This is a genomic window from Streptomyces sp. NPDC051921, assembly GCF_040680975.1.
GTDB lineage: Bacteria > Actinomycetota > Actinomycetes > Streptomycetales > Streptomycetaceae > Streptomyces.
The window spans coordinates 233,151-247,917 of sequence record NZ_JBFAXU010000004.1 but is presented as its reverse complement, the minus strand read 5'-3'; the positions used below and the strand labels follow the sequence as shown (position 1 = coordinate 247,917).

The 14,767-nt window shown below is 72.9% G+C and carries 12 protein-coding genes and 1 tRNA gene; 3 read left to right on the top strand and 10 right to left on the bottom strand.

Annotated features, from left to right (window positions below):
- The first annotated feature begins 174 nt into the window (after positions 1–174).
- Positions 175–774, top strand: a complete 600-nt coding sequence (locus AB0M16_RS07785) for a hypothetical protein (protein ID WP_365339942.1) — start codon at positions 175–177, stop codon at positions 772–774.
- A gap of 570 nt (positions 775–1,344) precedes the next feature.
- On the opposite strand, the gene AB0M16_RS07780 is transcribed toward AB0M16_RS07785, so the two are convergent.
- From AB0M16_RS07780 to AB0M16_RS07740, 9 genes are all read right to left on the bottom strand, one after another.
- On the bottom strand, positions 1,345–1,743 hold the full coding sequence (locus tag AB0M16_RS07780) for a GNAT family N-acetyltransferase (RefSeq protein WP_365339940.1): 399 nt from the start codon (positions 1,741–1,743) through the stop codon (positions 1,345–1,347).
- Positions 1,740–2,417: a hypothetical protein gene (locus tag AB0M16_RS07775; RefSeq protein ID WP_365339938.1), complete on the bottom strand. Its 678-nt coding sequence runs from the start codon at positions 2,415–2,417 to the stop codon at positions 1,740–1,742. Before AB0M16_RS07775 ends, AB0M16_RS07780 begins: the two co-directional genes overlap by 4 nt.
- Entirely contained in the window at positions 2,414–2,839 is a 426-nt protein-coding gene (locus AB0M16_RS07770; RefSeq protein WP_365339936.1) for a thioesterase family protein, read from the bottom strand. Before AB0M16_RS07770 ends, AB0M16_RS07775 begins: the two co-directional genes overlap by 4 nt.
- A 7-nt stretch (positions 2,840–2,846) precedes the next feature.
- The gene (gene ettA, locus AB0M16_RS07765) at positions 2,847–4,511 is read right to left on the bottom strand and encodes an energy-dependent translational throttle protein EttA (RefSeq protein ID WP_365339934.1); all 1,665 of its coding nucleotides are present in this window, start codon (positions 4,509–4,511) and stop codon (positions 2,847–2,849) included.
- A gap of 264 nt (positions 4,512–4,775) precedes the next feature.
- Positions 4,776–6,203, bottom strand: a complete 1,428-nt coding sequence (locus AB0M16_RS07760) for a Cys-Gln thioester bond-forming surface protein (RefSeq protein WP_365339932.1) — start codon at positions 6,201–6,203, stop codon at positions 4,776–4,778.
- A 248-nt stretch (positions 6,204–6,451) separates the two neighbouring features.
- Positions 6,452–6,913: a single-stranded DNA-binding protein gene (locus AB0M16_RS07755; RefSeq protein ID WP_365339930.1), complete on the bottom strand. Its 462-nt coding sequence runs from the start codon at positions 6,911–6,913 to the stop codon at positions 6,452–6,454.
- A 369-nt stretch (positions 6,914–7,282) separates the two neighbouring features.
- On the bottom strand, positions 7,283–9,052 hold the full coding sequence (locus tag AB0M16_RS07750) for a GTPase (protein ID WP_365340237.1): 1,770 nt from the start codon (positions 9,050–9,052) through the stop codon (positions 7,283–7,285).
- Between the two features lie 413 nt (positions 9,053–9,465).
- A complete protein-coding gene (locus AB0M16_RS07745; protein ID WP_365339928.1) occupies positions 9,466–9,678 on the bottom strand; it encodes a hypothetical protein in 213 nt (70 codons plus the stop codon).
- Positions 9,675–11,366 carry a dynamin family protein gene (locus AB0M16_RS07740; RefSeq protein WP_365340235.1) on the bottom strand — a complete coding sequence of 564 codons (1,692 nt, stop codon included), beginning with the start codon at positions 11,364–11,366 and terminating at the stop codon, positions 9,675–9,677. Before AB0M16_RS07740 ends, AB0M16_RS07745 begins: the two co-directional genes overlap by 4 nt.
- A gap of 261 nt (positions 11,367–11,627) precedes the next feature.
- Between AB0M16_RS07740 and AB0M16_RS07735 the strand changes: the two genes are divergently transcribed.
- Positions 11,628–11,700, top strand: a tRNA-Arg gene (locus AB0M16_RS07735).
- Positions 11,701–11,960: 260 nt separating this feature from the next.
- Positions 11,961–13,805: a TerD family protein gene (locus AB0M16_RS07730; RefSeq protein WP_365339926.1), complete on the top strand. Its 1,845-nt coding sequence runs from the start codon at positions 11,961–11,963 to the stop codon at positions 13,803–13,805.
- 135 nt (positions 13,806–13,940) lie between these two features.
- Here AB0M16_RS07730 and AB0M16_RS07725 read toward each other — a convergent pair whose 3' ends face one another.
- A complete protein-coding gene (locus AB0M16_RS07725) occupies positions 13,941–14,765 on the bottom strand; it encodes a methyltransferase domain-containing protein (RefSeq protein WP_365339924.1) in 825 nt (274 codons plus the stop codon).
- Between the last annotated feature and the right edge of the window lie 2 nt (positions 14,766–14,767).

The following is a 14,767-nucleotide window of genomic DNA, read 5'->3' as shown; positions in this document are numbered from 1 at the left end:
TTCGGGGTGTGGCCGGACGACGCGGACGCCGACGTGGACGCGGACGCCGAGCGCTGAACGCCGAACGCCGAACGCCGAACGCCGAACGCCGAACGCTGAACGCCGAGCGCTGACGCCGAGCGCTGACGAAACCGGCGCGCGCCGGTGCTCGTCCCCCTGACGGGGGAGGTGACCGTGCGGAAGACCCTGCCGTACGCGGGCTCCGTGCTCGTGCCCGCCGGTGCCGGAGTCCTGCTGCACCTGTGGGCGGGCTGGAGCATGCACAGCCCCGTCCGCCTGCCGACCGCGCTCGCGCTCCTGGCGGGCCTCGCCCTGACCGGCGTCGCGCTGCTCGCGCACAACGCGCTCTTCCGGGAGGGCGGCAGCGTCATCGCCGCGGTGCTCCTGGTGGCGGGCCTGGGATCGGTGTGGGTGGAGGCCCGGGACTCCCGGATCCGGGCCGAGGTCGCCGCCTGTGTGATCACCGGCAAGGCCAGGGCGACGTACCACCCGACCTTCGGCGAGGGCGCGCCGGGCGAGAAGTGGCTCTACCACCATCCGCTGGACTGCGACGGCGACTACCCGACGGAGTTCACCGCCGAGAAGCGCATCGGCGACGCGGGCAAGAAGGTCGACATCGCCTACGACCCCGCCCGCCGCATGGACCCGGTCCTGGCCGAGGACAACGTGTCCCACGGCTCCCTGGTCGTCCCGTCGATCCTGCTCGCGCTGTGCGCGGCGCTCTCGGCGACGGCGATCGGCACGGAGGGACGCGACAGCGGCCCGATGTGGTGAGGGCTCGGCGGCGGGCCTGGTCCGGACCGGGGCCGGGGGGGCCGGACGGGGCCGGGGGGCGGACGGGGCCCCGGGGGGGCCGGACGGGGGCCGGGGGGCCGGACGCGGACGTGCCAGGTCCGGTGAGCCCAGCGCGGGCGGGGGCCGGACGCGGACGAGCCGGACGCGTGAGGCCCGGCGCCGTGAGCCGAGCCTGGACGGGCGCCAGGCACGGACGAGACCGGAGCAGTGAGCCCGCGCGCGGGGGACCAGGGGCAGAGCCCGAAGCGGTGCACCCAGCGCGGACGAGGGCCAGGGGCGGAGACGAGCCGGACGCGGCGAGCCCGGCGCCGTGAGCCCAGCGCGGGCGGGGGCCGCACCCGGACGGGCCCAGCGCGGGGCACCCAGCGCCGACGCGGGGCCAGGGGCGGACGAGCCGGACGCGGCGAGCCTGGCGCCGTGAGCCCAGCGCGGGGTCGCACCGGACGGGCCCGGCGCGGGGCACCCAGCGCCGACGGAGGGCCGGGGGGCGGACGAGCCGGGGGCCGCACCCGGACGGGCCCGGCGCGGTGAGCCGGGGGCCCAGGCCGCTCAGGCGCTCGGGTTCCGCAGGTCCATGAGGCCGGCGGCGGTGGGCCGGAAGCCGCACTTCTCGTGGAAGCCGGTGAGGTGGGGTTCGAAGTCCACGTGCAGCCAGTGCGCCCCGCGCTCCCGCGCGGCCGCGGCGGCGGCCCGGACGAGGGCGGCGCCCAGGCCGGCGCGGCGCTCGTCCGGATGGACGGTGGTGTCGAGCAGGAAGGCGTGCACGCCCCCGTCGCCCACCACGTTCACGTAGCCGACGAGACGCCCGTCGCGGCGTGCGGTGACGTGCAGCAGGCGGCGGGCGAGGACCGGGGCGAAGTCGGTGTCCCGGTGCCCCGGCCAGGCGGCGCGGAAGAGCGTGTTCAGCTCGGGGACGGTGAGCGGCCCCTCGACCACGGGAACGGTCACCGGGCCGCGCCCGGGGCCACGCTCAGGGAGATCGGAACGGTCCTCAGGGCGACCGACCCGTACGGGGTGCGGAGCCGGAGCCACGGGCCGGAGGCGAAGAGCACCACCGGCAGCTCCTCGCCGGGGATCCGCGGCAGGAAGCCGAGGGACTGCGCAGCGTGCCCGGCGCGCAGCGGCAGGCCCGTGTCGGCCAGGGTGCGGGACCAGATCTCGCGGCCGATGCGGTCGCGCTCGGCCCGGGTGCGCCGCTCCTCGGGCAGGTCCTCGTCGCGCGAGCGGAACTCGGCCACCGCCGCGGCGACCGCGCCCCGTATCCCGTCGGCGGACGGCAGGCCGGGGACCGGCTTCCAGCCGCCGCGGGGCGGCAGGACCCCGGCCCACGGCGGGCCGGTGACGGAGTCGGGAACGACCGCCTTGCCCGCGGACTCCTCGATGCCTTCGAGGAGTTCGCCGGCGGAGACGGTCACGTCCAGGTCCACCGCGTCCACGAGCCGTGCCGTGCGGATGGCGAGCACCTCGAACGACGGCGGCCGCCCGAACACGGCGAGCGCGCCCCCGCCGGCCTGGAGGCGGACGGCGGCGGCGCGGTCGTAGTGGAGCAGCCGCCGCAGGAAGGCGGCGAGTCCCGCCGCCTCCCTGGGGTCGGCGAAGTGCAGCGGCGCGATGGCGGTCATGCGGCGGAGGTCATCCCGTCGTCCATGTACTCCTTGAGGAACGCCCGCTCCTCGTCGGAGATCCGGCGCGGGCGCTGCTCCTCGAGGTCGAACGGCACGACGACCGTCGACGCCCGCACGTACGTCACGTCCGGGTCCTTGATCTCGTACGCGATCGTCAGCGACGCCGCGCCCATCTTGGTGACCCAGGACTCGATGGTCACCGGCTCGTGCCGGTGGACCAGCGGCCGCAGGTAGTCGATCTCGTGGCGGGCCACGACGGACCCTCCGGAGAACGACGGGCTCCCGTTCCCCGGCGCGAGCCGGAACATGAAGTCGATCCGCGCCTCCTCCAGATAGCGGAGGAAGACGACGTTGTTGACGTGCCCGAAGGCGTCCATGTCCGACCAGCGCAGGGGGCAGGAGTAGATGTGCCGTGCCATGAACTGATCAGCCTCGGGTGAGCTTCTTGTAGGTGGCGCGGTGCGGACGGGTGGCGTCCGGGCCGAGCCGCTCGACCTTGTTCTTCTCGTACGACTCGAAGTTGCCCTCGAACCAGAACCACTTGGAGTCGCCCTCGTACGCCAGGATGTGGGTGGCGACTCGGTCGAGGAACCAGCGGTCGTGGGAGACGACCACGGCGCAGCCGGGGAAGTCGAGGAGCGCGTTCTCCAGCGAGGACAGGGTCTCGACGTCGAGGTCGTTGGTCGGCTCGTCGAGGAGCAGCAGGTTGCCGCCCTGCTTGAGGGTGAGCGCCAGGTTGAGGCGGTTGCGCTCACCGCCGGAGAGCACGCCGGCCGGCTTCTGCTGGTCCGGGCCCTTGAAGCCGAACGCGGAGACGTAGGCGCGGGACGGCATCTCGACCTGGCCGACGTTGATGTAGTCCAGCTCGTCCGAGACGACCGCCCAGAGGGTCTTCTTCGGGTCGATGTTGGCGCGGGTCTGGTCGACGTACGAGATCTTGACGGTCTCGCCGACCTTGATCTCGCCGGAGTCGGGGGTCTCCAGGCCCTGGAGCATCTTGAAGAGCGTGGTCTTGCCGGCGCCGTTCGGGCCGATCACGCCGACGATGCCGTTACGCGGCAGGGTGAAGCTGAGGTCGTCGATCAGGACCTTCTCGCCGAAGGCCTTGGAGAGGTTGTTGACCTCGACGACGATCGAGCCCAGGCGCGGGCCCGGCGGGATCTGGATCTCCTCGAAGTCCAGCTTCCGCATCTTGTCGGCCTCGGCGGCCATCTCCTCGTAGCGCGCGAGACGCGCCTTGGACTTGGCCTGACGCCCCTTGGCGTTCGACCGCACCCACTCGAGCTCTTCCTTGAGGCGCTTCTGGCGCTTCTCGTCCTTGCGGCCCTCGACCTTGAGGCGCTCGGCCTTCTTCTGCAGGTAGGTCGAGTAGTTGCCCTCGTACGGGTGGGCGCGGCCGCGGTCGAGCTCGAGGATCCACTCGGCGACGTTGTCCAGGAAGTACCGGTCGTGGGTGATGGCCACGACGGTGCCCTTGTACTGGGCCAGGTGCTGCTCCAGCCAGTTCACCGACTCGGCGTCGAGGTGGTTGGTGGGCTCGTCGAGGAGCAGCAGGTCCGGGGCCTCGAGGAGCAGCTTGCAGAGCGCCACGCGGCGCTTCTCGCCACCGGAGAGGTTGTTGACCTGCCAGTCACCGGGCGGGCAGCCCAGCGCGTCCATGGCCTGCTCCAGCTGGGCGTCGAGGTCCCACGCGTTGGCGTGGTCCAGGTCGTCCTGGAGCTTGCCCATCTCCTCCATGAGCTCGTCGGTGTAGTTCGTCGCCATCTCTTCGGCGATCGCGTTGAACCGGTTGAGCTTGCCCTTGATCTCGGCGACGCCGTCCTCGACGTTCTCCAGGACCGTCTTGGACTCGTCGAGCTTGGGCTCCTGCATGAGGATGCCGACGGAGTAGCCGGGCGACAGGAAGGCGTCACCGTTGGAGGGCTGCTCCAGACCGGCCATGATCTTCAGCACGGTGGACTTACCGGCACCGTTCGGGCCGACCACACCGATCTTCGCACCGGGCAGGAAGCTCAGCGTCACGTCATCGAGGATGACCTTGTCGCCGTGCGCCTTGCGCGTCTTGCGCATGGTGTAGATGTACTCAGCCAAGAGAAACCGTCCGGCAAGGAGTGAGTGGGCAGATACACACCATCTTGCCTGACACAGCCCCGTCGGCGGAAACCAGTACCGCTCCGGCCGCCTGATCTGGGGCTTGTCCGGAGGCGTGGTGACCGCTCGCTCACCGTCGGTGGCCCGGACACGACGGGAACGGCCCCGTGCCCGAACACGACGGGAACGGCCCCGTCGCGTGTCGCGCGACGGGGCCGTTCTCGTCTGCTTACTGCCTACTGCTCACTGCGTGGTGCTGACCGCTCACTGGCCGGCCGGCTTCTTCCGACGGAGGAAGAAGACCGCGCCGCCGCCGATCACGACGAGCGCGGCGGCGATGCCGGCGATCATCGGGGTGGCGCTGGAGCCACCGGTCTCGGCGAGGTCGCCACCACCGGTGGTGCCGGAGGTGCTGCCACCGGTGGCCGGGGTCTGCGACGGGGCCGGGGTCTCGGACGGCTTCGGGCCGGGCGTGGAGGTCTTGCAGTCGAGGACGCCCTCGACGACCTTCTCGAACCCGTTCGGGCCGGTGATCGTGAACTTGTACGCCGCGTCCTCGTCGACCGGGACGGTGACCGTCTTGGTCTCGCCGGCGCCGATCGTGTACTTCACGCCCTTGAGCTCGAGGTCCCAGCCCTCGTCACCCTTGTTGGAGACGGTGATGTCCACGCCGCCCTTGGCGCAGTTCTCCTTGAAGTCGACGGCCGGGACCGCGCCCTGCTTGGCCCAGGTGGCCTCGACCTGCGCGTTGACCGTGGACTCGCTGCTGCCGGCGAGGATCAGCGTCTGCTTGCGCTCCTGCGTGGTGCTGGCGAAGGCGCGACCGATCGAGGCCTTGGTGGAGGCCTGCAGGCTCACCTTGGCGGAACCGTCACTGGTGCCGGCCGGCACGTCGAGGTAGAGCTCGTCGCCGTTGTCCACGGAGGTGACGGCCTTGCCGTCCTTGTCCACGACCTTGACGCCCGCGGGGGCACCGGGCGCGAGGGAGACCTTGGTGGCGCCCTTGGCGGCGTTGGTGGTCACCTTGGCCGGGCCGAGGCGGCCGCCGGCCTTGCCGGCGAGGGAGGTCGGGCTGACGCTGAGGGAGGCCGCGGGCTCGGACAGGTCCGGCGCCTTCTCGGCCTCGGCGAGGAGGTACTTGGTCAGCTTCTCGGCGTCGTCGTCCTGAGGCATGGCCTCGACGTTGTCCGAGTAGTGCCAGATGGCCGCCTGGGTGGCCGCAGCGGCGGTGTCCCGGGTGAGGCCCGTGGCGTCGACCTTCTTGGCCAGCGCGTCGAGGTCACCGACCTCGGGGTACGAGTGCAGCAGGATCCAGCGGATCTTGCCGGCGTTCTTGTTGTTGTGCAGCGTCGACTCGTCCCAGCCGACTTCCTTGTACGAGGTGCCCGCCTCGGTCCCGGTGAACAGGTCGATGCAGTAGGCCTTGAGCGAGCCGCCACCCTTGACGTTCAGGTTGAACAGACCGCCGTTGTACGTGTCGGTCTCGAACTCACCCTTCTCGTTCTTGACCTTGATGTCGATCTTGCCGGCGTCGGCGAGCGAGCCCAGCGTCGCCGCGACGCCGCCACTGCCCGTACCACCCTCGTCGGCCATCGCCGGACCCGCGGCGGCTATCGCACCAGCGGCGACCAGACCCGTGATCGCGGCCGCAGCGGCAAGGCGGGCAGAGCCGCGCCTCCGTACAGAAAACATGGATTTCCCCTCCGGGCAGGCTGCTCCGCGGTCATCTATCGATACGCGTGGGGGGAGCACCTGCCAGCAGACTCACTGACCCACTGAAAGCAAGCGCCTCATGAGTACAGGGAATCCTAGGGAGCGCGAAACCCCCCCGTGTCCACTAGTGCGGTCCGATAACCATTCCGAATCGAAATCGTTATCAGCGGCCGAAGTTGACCGCGAAACCGCTGGTCGCGGAGTCGACAAATCCCCACAACGCAAGGTCAGGAGACGGTTACCAGAGCGTTGTTGGCCTTGCCGGAAGCGGGTTGTGGCGTCTGCCAGGGGTCGGACGCGCGCTCATCCGGAGGTTGTTGTTCCGGATTCTGTCGCACCGCCCTGCGGAACGCCGCCGTGCCCCGTGACAGGTCGTGTCCGGCCGCCGTCGCGACGACGTCGACGAAGGTCTTGCGGCGTCCGTCGAGCTCCTCCTCACGCACCCTCAGCCTGCCGTGCACCACCAGCGGTTCGCCCACCGACACCGACGCCGCCAGGTTCACCGCCAGCGAGCGCCACGCCGACACCGTGTAGAAGCTGGTGGGCCCGTCCGTCCACACCGCCCGCTCACGGTCCCAGCGCCGTACCGGCACCGCGAACCGGAACCGCGCCACCCCGCCCGTCGCCGTGTCCCGGTACTCCACGTTCGTCGCCACGTTGCCGACCAGCGTCACCGTCGTCTCGCTCATGCCTCTCTCCACCCCTCGTCCGGTGTTCGACTTCCGTCGCTCTCCACCCATGGTGGGCCGAACCGCCGAAACCCGCTGAGGCCTGTGGACAAGGGGAGGACTGTGGACAACTCGACCACTCGAACGAGAAGGTCCACGACACGGGCGACGTACGACGTGCGGCGGCGGGGGGAGGACGGCGGACGAGGGACCGCAGACGGCAGACGGCAGACGGCAGACGGCAGACGGCAGACGGCAGACGGCAGACGGCAGACGAGGGTGACGGGCAGCAGGCAGCAGGCAGCAGGCAGCAGGCAGCAGGCAGCAGGCGAGGGTGACGGCCAGCGGGCAGCAGCCGGCGGACGAGGGTGACGCGCAGCGGGTGGCGCCTCACCTCACCCGGGCCACGCCCGCCCTCGTCGGACCGAGCCGGGTGCCGCCGAAGCGGCCGCCGCCCGGGACCCGGCCCGCCACCCGCGTCGTGCCCGAGGCCGTCACGAACTGCTCGCGCACCTCCCGGTAGCGCATGAGCTCCGCCGCGATCGGGTCGAGCACCCGCGCCCGGCCGCAGGCCGCGGCGGCCTCGCGCAGCTTGCGTTCGGCCTCCTGCCCGTACCGCCGGGCCGGCCCGCGTACCGCCGCCGCGCACGCCCACTCCACCAGCGGTCCGCCGACGATCCCCGCGACCATGATCAGAACGGGCGGCCACAGCAACGGCTCGACGACGCCCACGATCTGGCCGACCAGCCACAACGCGCCGAAGATCTGCAGGAAGGTCATCACCATCTGGGCGAGCACCGCCGCCGGCCACCACGCCGGGCGCGGCGGCCGGGCCGCCGGGTCGCCCACCGTCACCGTCAGCTCGTCCAGCGCCTCCGGCAGCCCGTCCGCCCCGCGCAGCGCCGCCTCCCGCACCGCCTGCGCCCACGGCCCGGGCAGCCCGCGCGAGGCCTCCTCGGAGACGATCCGCACCGCCTGCTCGACCCTTTGACGCGCGGTCAGCTCTTCCTCGACCGGGGCGTTCAGACGTGGGTCGGTGCTGCCGTGCGCGCGGACCCGCTCGTACCAGCGGTAGAGCCGCAGCCACGGCGTCCCGCAGGCACGGATGGCGCCGCGCCGCCAGACCCGTTCCGCCGCCTCCCCCGCCGCCTGGGCGCCGACGGCGCCCGCGAGCCGGTCGGCGAAGTCCTCCCTGGCCCGCTCACCGAGACCCGGCCGCCCGTCCGCCACGTACACCGGCCTCAGCCGCCCCGCGGCCGCGTCGACGTCGGCCGCGAGGCGCCGCTCGGGCGCGGAGCGGTCCTGGACGAACCGGCCCAGCATCTCCCGCAGTTCCGGTACGCCCTCCCCAGTGAGCGCGGACAGGGAGAGAACGGTCGCGCCCGGCTCGCCGTGCTCGCCGAGCGCCACGCCGTCCTCGTCGAGAAGGCGCCGCAGGTCGTCGAGGACGAGGTCGGCGGCCTCGCCGCCCAGCCGGTCGATCTGGTTGAGGACGACGAAGGTGACCTCGGCGTGCCCGGCCAGCGGCTGCAGATAGCGCTCGTGCAGGGCGGCGTCCGCGTACTTCTCGGGGTCCACGACCCAGATCACCGCGTCGACCAGACCGAGCAGCCGGTCCACCTGGTCGCGATGGGCGGTGACGGCGGAGTCGTGGTCGGGCAGGTCGATGAGGACGAGCCCCTGGAGGTCGGCGTCCGCCGCGCCGCCCGCGAGCGGCCTGCGCCGCAGCCGGCCGGGGATCCCGAGCCGGTCGAGCAGCCCGGCGGCCCCCTCCGACCAGCTCAGCGCGAGCGGTGCGGCGGTCGTGGGGCGCCGCAGCCCGGTCTCGGACACGGGCACGCCTGCCAGGGCGTTGAAGAGCGTGGACTTGCCGCTGCCGGTGGCCCCGGCGATGGCGACCACGGTGTGCCGCGCCGACAGCCGCTGGCGTGCGGCCGCCTCGTCGAGCACCCGCCCGGCCTCGGCCAGCGCCTCCGCCTCGACCCGGGTACGGGACAGGCCGACGAGCTCGTGCAGCGCGTCGAGGCGGGTCCGCAGCGCACCCCCGTAGGCCCCGCCGAGCAGCGGAAGCCCACCCTCGTCGTCGTCCGCGCCCGGCTCCTCCGCCTCGTCGGGGGCCTCGCCCGCGAGAGCGGCGCGATCGGCTGCACGGCGCGCGATGAGACCGTCGTCCCAGCTGGTGGGGGTCGGGGTGCGAGTGGAGACGGGGAAGGAGGCGGGGACGGGGACGGAGGTGGGGGTGGGGGTGGGGGTGGAGGCGGGGTGAGAGGACGGAACGGGAGCGGCGGCGAGGGCGGAGCCAGGGCCGGGGTACGGGCCGAAGCCGGCGCCTCGTCCGGAGGCGGAGGCGGCGCCGAGGCCGGTACCGAGTACGGCACCGGACGCGGAGCCGAGGCCATGGCCGGAGGCGGAGCCCGGGCCGGAAGCGGGGCCGGGTCCGTGGGCGGAGCCGGGGCCGGAGCCGACCGGGGGGCCGGAGGGTGAGGCGGATGCGTCGCGATCGCGGGCGTCGCCACCGACCACGCCCGCGGCCGACCCGGCGAGGTGGTCCCCGTACGCATTCCCAGTACCTCCTACACCCCCTGCACGTCCTGCACCTCCCGCACCCCCTGCGCCTTCTGCACCTCCCGCACCTCCTGCACCCCCTGTGCCTCCTGTGCCTCCTGGGCCTCCTGTGCCTCCCGCACCTCCTGTGCCTCCCGCACTTCCTGCGTGCCCAGCGCCCAGGACGTCCCCGGCGCCCGCCGGCTGCTCTGCGGCGTCCACTCGGTCCTCCACCTCGTCACTTCTCCTTCTGCAGGACGGAGAGCGCGGCGATCAGCTCGGCCTGCGGCTCGGGGGTCACGTCGAGGGCGTCGAGGGGCGCGAGACGCCGGTCGCGTTCGGTGTGCAAGGCCTGGTCGAGGCAGCTCCGCAGCAGCTCGCCGCCCTTGTCGCGGAGGAGCAGGGCGCCCTGGGCGCCGAGGAGTTCGGCCAGCCGGTCACCGGCGGCGCGGGTGCGGCGGCCGCCGCCGAGGAGGACGGCGGCGAGGAGTGCGGTGAGCGTCTCGACGTCGGGCCCGGCGGCGGCCGCCGCGCGCCCGGGGCCACGTCCGAAGCCGAGTGCGGTGCCCCTCCCGGCGCCCCGGGAGGCGGCCGGGCGTTCCATCTCCCGTACCTCCTCCTCGACCATCTCCTCCAGCACGCGCCGCCAGCGCCGTACGGTCATGGCGATCCGCTCGCCGGCGTCCCGGCCCTCGTCCTTGCGGGAGTCCCGGAGCGCGGCGGTGCCGCCCGGGGCGAGCGCGGCGGCGGCCGGTTCGCGGCGCCAGACGTCCCGCACCCGCTCGTCGGCGGCGGCGACGGCGCACTGCACGAGGGCGGCGAGGGATTCGACGAGGGCGTCGAGGAGTTCGTCGGCCGAGCTGTCGCGGGGGTAACCGCGCCAGCGGGTGCGGGCGTCGCCGGCGAGCACGGCGCCGCGCCGTACGAGCTCGCGGACCCGCGTCCCCTGCTCGGCGTAGGCCGCCTCGACCGCGCTGCCGAGCCGTACGGCCGCGGCGTACTGGGCGGCGACCGCGCCGGCGAGCTCCGGCATGCGGGTGTCGAGGGAGTCGATCACGCCGGCGGCGGTACGGCCGACGGCCTGCTGGCGCGCGGCGGGGTCCTGGGCACAGTGGGCGAGCCAGCCGCGCAGCGGGGCGACGGCGTTGTCGGGCAGCAGTCCGCTGCCGCCGCCGGTGGACTCGGGCAGCTCGGGGATGGTGAACCGGGGCAGGTCGCCGAAGCCCGCCTTGTCGAGCAGCGCCTCGTACTGGCGGGAGACCTCACCGATGACCTGGTGGGGGACGCGGTCGAGGACGGTGACGAGGGTGGCGTCGTACTCCTTGGCGGTACGGAGGAGGTGCCAGGGGACGGCGTCGGCGTAGCGGGAGGCGGTGGTGACCATGACCCAGATGTCGGCGGCGCAGATCAACTCGGCGGCGAGCAGCCGGTTCTCGACGACGAGCGAGTCGATGTCGGGCGCGTCGAGGAGGGCGAGCCCCCGGGGCAGGGTGGCGGCCGTCTCGATGCGGAGGGCGTTGTCCTCGGGTGGGTCCTCGGCCGGGTGGTCGTCGTCCTGCTGGGGCAGCCAGACGCGGGTCAGTTGGGGCAGTACGCGCATTCCGGCGAACCAGTGGTGGTCCTCGGGGTGGCAGACCAGGACGGGCGTACGGGTGGTGGGCCTGAGCACGCCGGCCTCGCTGACGCGCCGGCCGACGAGTGAGTTGACCAGCGTGGACTTCCCCGCCCCGGTGGACCCGCCGACGACCGCGAGCAACGGGGCGTCGGGATCTTTCAGGCGGGGCACCAAGTAGTCGTCGAGCTGGGCCAGCAGCTCGGCGCGGGTCTGCCGGGCCCTGGGGGCGCCGGGGAGGGGGAGGGGGAGGCGCACGGCGGCGACACGGTCGCGCAGGGCGGAAAGTGCGTCGATCAGCTGAGGCCGTTCGTCCAAGGTCACCACATGCGAAGAATGCCCAATTTTGGAGCCTTTTTGAAGCGTATTGCGGCTGCGCGCGCCGACCGAACGGATGTCGCCGAAGACCTCAGGCATAACGAGTGCACAACACCCGGCCCGAGTGGCGCGAAAAGCGCTGCGCGAATCGCACCTGCCTGCGATTATCGGACCGCTTCACCGAACCTCCACATCGTGCCACGCAGGTGAAGCAACCGGGCCAAGGGGATCGGAGCCCTATCCTTGACCCGACCACCACAGGCCCCCGTAGCTCAGCGGATAGAGCAGGTGCCTTCTAAGCACTTGGCCGCAGGTTCGAGTCCTGCCGGGGGCGCAAGGCCGGGACCCTCCTTCGGGAGGGTCTTTTTGCTGGTCAGGGGCGGTTTTCGGTCGGCGACGAGGGCGTCAGGGAGGCGGCCCCGGATGGCTCGTTCCGTCCGGATGAAACCGGCCAGAAGCGACCTCCGGCGGCCGACCGGCCCGAAAACGGTCTGAAAGCGACCCGAAGTCCCGGGACGATCTCTCGGCCGGGGCGGGGGGACAAATCGGCATTCGGGTTGAAGCGGCGATCGCGCCCGGATCATCCTTACCGTCATGTCTCTCGCCGCCGCGCTCGACGTGTCACACCTGCCCGACTACGCGTACGACTGGGCTCTGGTCGACGTCGAGACCTCCGGGCTGATCGCCCGGCGTGACCGGATCCTCTCGATCGCGGTGCTGACCTTCGGGCCGGACGGGACCCAGACCGGCGAGTACTCCACCCTGCTGAACCCCGGCTGCGACCCCGGCCCCGTGCACATCCACGGCCTGACCGCGGAACGGCTGAGCGGCGCCCCGACCTTCGATCACGTGGCCGGACAGATCGGAGCACTCCTGCAGGACCGCGTCATGGTGGCTCACAACGCGCAGTTCGACTACGACTTTCTGGCCCATGAATTCGCCCGCGCCCGGCTCTACCTCCCGGTCACCCAGCGGCTGTGCACCCTGGCGTTGAACCGGCGTGTGGAGCCGCCCTCCGTCGACCTCAGCCTGGCGTCGCTGGCCGCTCATTACGGCATCGCGCAGACCCGCGCTCATGACGCGCTGGACGACACGCGCGTCCTCGCGGGGATCTTCCGGTCCTCCCTCTCCGAAGCCGCACGGCTGGACGTCCCGCTGCCGCTGGTGCCCTGCCCTCCCCGGCAGGATCCGCAGTTCGCACCGAATCCGCCGAAGACCCCGTGCGCCTACCGGAACCCGGGCCGCCTGACACCCGGCGGTCCGCTCGTCCAGGGCATGAAGGTCGCCATCACGGGCGAGACCGTGACCTCCCGGGCCGAGCTGGTGGCCCGGTCCGTCGCGGCCGGCCTCAACATCATGTCGTCGGTCAGCCGGCACACCAGCACTCTCGTCACGAACGACGCGACCTCCGGCTCGGCGAAGGCACGGCGCGCGATCGCCGAAGGCGTCACCGTGATCGACGAGCACACGTTCCTCAAGCTGCTGGGAGAGGTCCGTCCCGGGACCCCGCACGAGAACCAGACGCCGCCGAAGGTGCCGGAAGGGGCGACCCCGGCCACGCCTCCCGCGAAGCCGACGCCGTCCCCGCCGCTGGCAGCCGTCGCCGAGGTGCCTGCGCCCAGACGGCCCGAGTCCACGCCTTCCGCCAAGCCCTTCGGCCGTCGGCGGGTCCTGATTCTGGGCGGCACCCACGAGGAGGCGTCCGCCGCCCGCGCCAGGGTCGTCGAGCTGGGCGGGGCCGCCGCGATCAACCTCTCGGCGAGTGTCACCGACGTCGTCCTCTTCCCCGGGGGCGAACTCGACCGCCGCATGACCCGCATCACCGCGCTGGGGCTTCCGGTCCATGACCACACCTGGCTCGGAGCCCCCGCGCCCGAACCGCTTGAGATCCCCGCCCGGGACACTGCCGTGACCGATGTCCTGCCGCGCGGCGGAGTCATCGACCTTCCCCGGCTTCCCCCCGCCGGCCAGTGGCACGTGAGTGCCTCCTGGGCACAGCAGACAAGCTGTGAGATCGACGTCGTCGCGTTCGTCCTCGACGAGGACGAGCAGGTCTCCTGCGACGGGGATTTCGTCTTCTACAGCGCGCCGGAAAGCCCCGACGGAGCCACCCGTCTCCTCTGCGGCGGCCCGACCGAGCAGACCATCGCCGTGGACCTCGCGGCACTGCCTCCGACCGCCCACAGGGTCGCGATCGCCGCCGCCATCGACGGCGCCGCCACCTTCGGGGACGTCGGAGCGGTCCAGACGACACTCGCGCCGGGCGTCGACGCTCCGGCCACGGCCCAGGCCACCCTGGACGCCGCCACCAGCGAACGCACCCTGCTCCTCGCCGAGATCTACCGCCGGGGCCCGCGGTGGCGCTTCCGCGCCGTCGGCCAGGGCTACGACCACGGCCTGGAGGCCCTCGTACGCGGGTACGGCGTCGAGGTGGAGTAGCCCTCATCGCCTGCCGGATGGGGCGGGGGCTTCCTGCTGGTGTCGGCCCGCCGCCGGTCGACCCGCCACCGGCCGGCCCGCCACCCGTCAGCGCGCCACCGGCCGGCCCGCCACCCGTCAGCGCGCCGCCGCCCGTCAGCTCGGTGGGCCGTCCCGCTCCTCGGGCTTCCGGCCCCAGGCGGTGAGCAGCCCGGCCGACAGGGCCGCGCATTCGTCGGAGTGCAGATAGAGGATCGCCGCGTCGACGGCCGCGTCGTCGACCAGGCCGGTGGCGAGCATCGCCGCCCTGCTCCGCTCCCATGTGTCGGCCCAGAAGCGGCTGATGGGGCTGCCCGGCACCAGCGGCGGCACGTGGATCTCGGCGGCGACGGGCGCGAGGCCCGCCTCGCGCAGCAGGTGCGGGTACGACGGGACCCAGGAGACGTCCGTGCCGATGGTGTCCCGCAGCCCCTGCCACATCGCGCGCATCACCTCGGTGTACGGCGTGCCGGGCGTCCGTTCGTCCGTCAGGTCGACCGCGTCGCCGAGCACCAGCACACCGCCCGGCACGACGAGTTCGGCCAACGCCGCGACCAGCCGTTCGCGCTCGGGCAGGTGCATCAGCACGAAGCGCGCGTGGACGAGCCGGAACCGGCCGGGGGCGAAGTCCGGGGCAGTGACGTCCGCCTCCAACGCCTCGAGGCCCGGCACCCGACGCTCGTCGAGGAACCGTACGTCGCGGTCCACGGCGAGCACGCTCTCCACCCCGGCCTCCTGGAGGAGCCGGCGGGAGACCGATCCCGTGCCGGCCCCCACGTCGAGGCAGCGCCAGCCCCGTCCCGCCCCGAGGGCCCGCAGCCGCGCCATCGTGATGTCGTCGTACGCGAGCGCGCCGAAGTCGATGCGCTCGCCCTCACCCGCCGCCTCGGGCCGGAAGACGTCCTCGCCGTACCGCCCACCGGCCGGCGCGTCCGCGGTCACGT

Bases quoted from the DNA above. Each gene is read 5' to 3' on its own strand.
- AB0M16_RS07775 (WP_365339938.1), bottom strand. From the start codon at position 2,417: ATGACCGCCATCGCGCCGCTGCACTTCGCCGACCCCAGGGAGGCGGCG.
- AB0M16_RS07770 (WP_365339936.1), bottom strand. From the start codon at position 2,839: ATGGCACGGCACATCTACTCCTGCCCCCTGCGCTGGTCGGACATGGAC.
- AB0M16_RS07760 (WP_365339932.1), bottom strand. From the start codon at position 6,203: ATGTTTTCTGTACGGAGGCGCGGCTCTGCCCGCCTTGCCGCTGCGGCC.
- AB0M16_RS07755 (WP_365339930.1), bottom strand. From the start codon at position 6,913: ATGAGCGAGACGACGGTGACGCTGGTCGGCAACGTGGCGACGAACGTG.
- AB0M16_RS07730 (WP_365339926.1), top strand. From the start codon at position 11,961: ATGTCTCTCGCCGCCGCGCTCGACGTGTCACACCTGCCCGACTACGCG.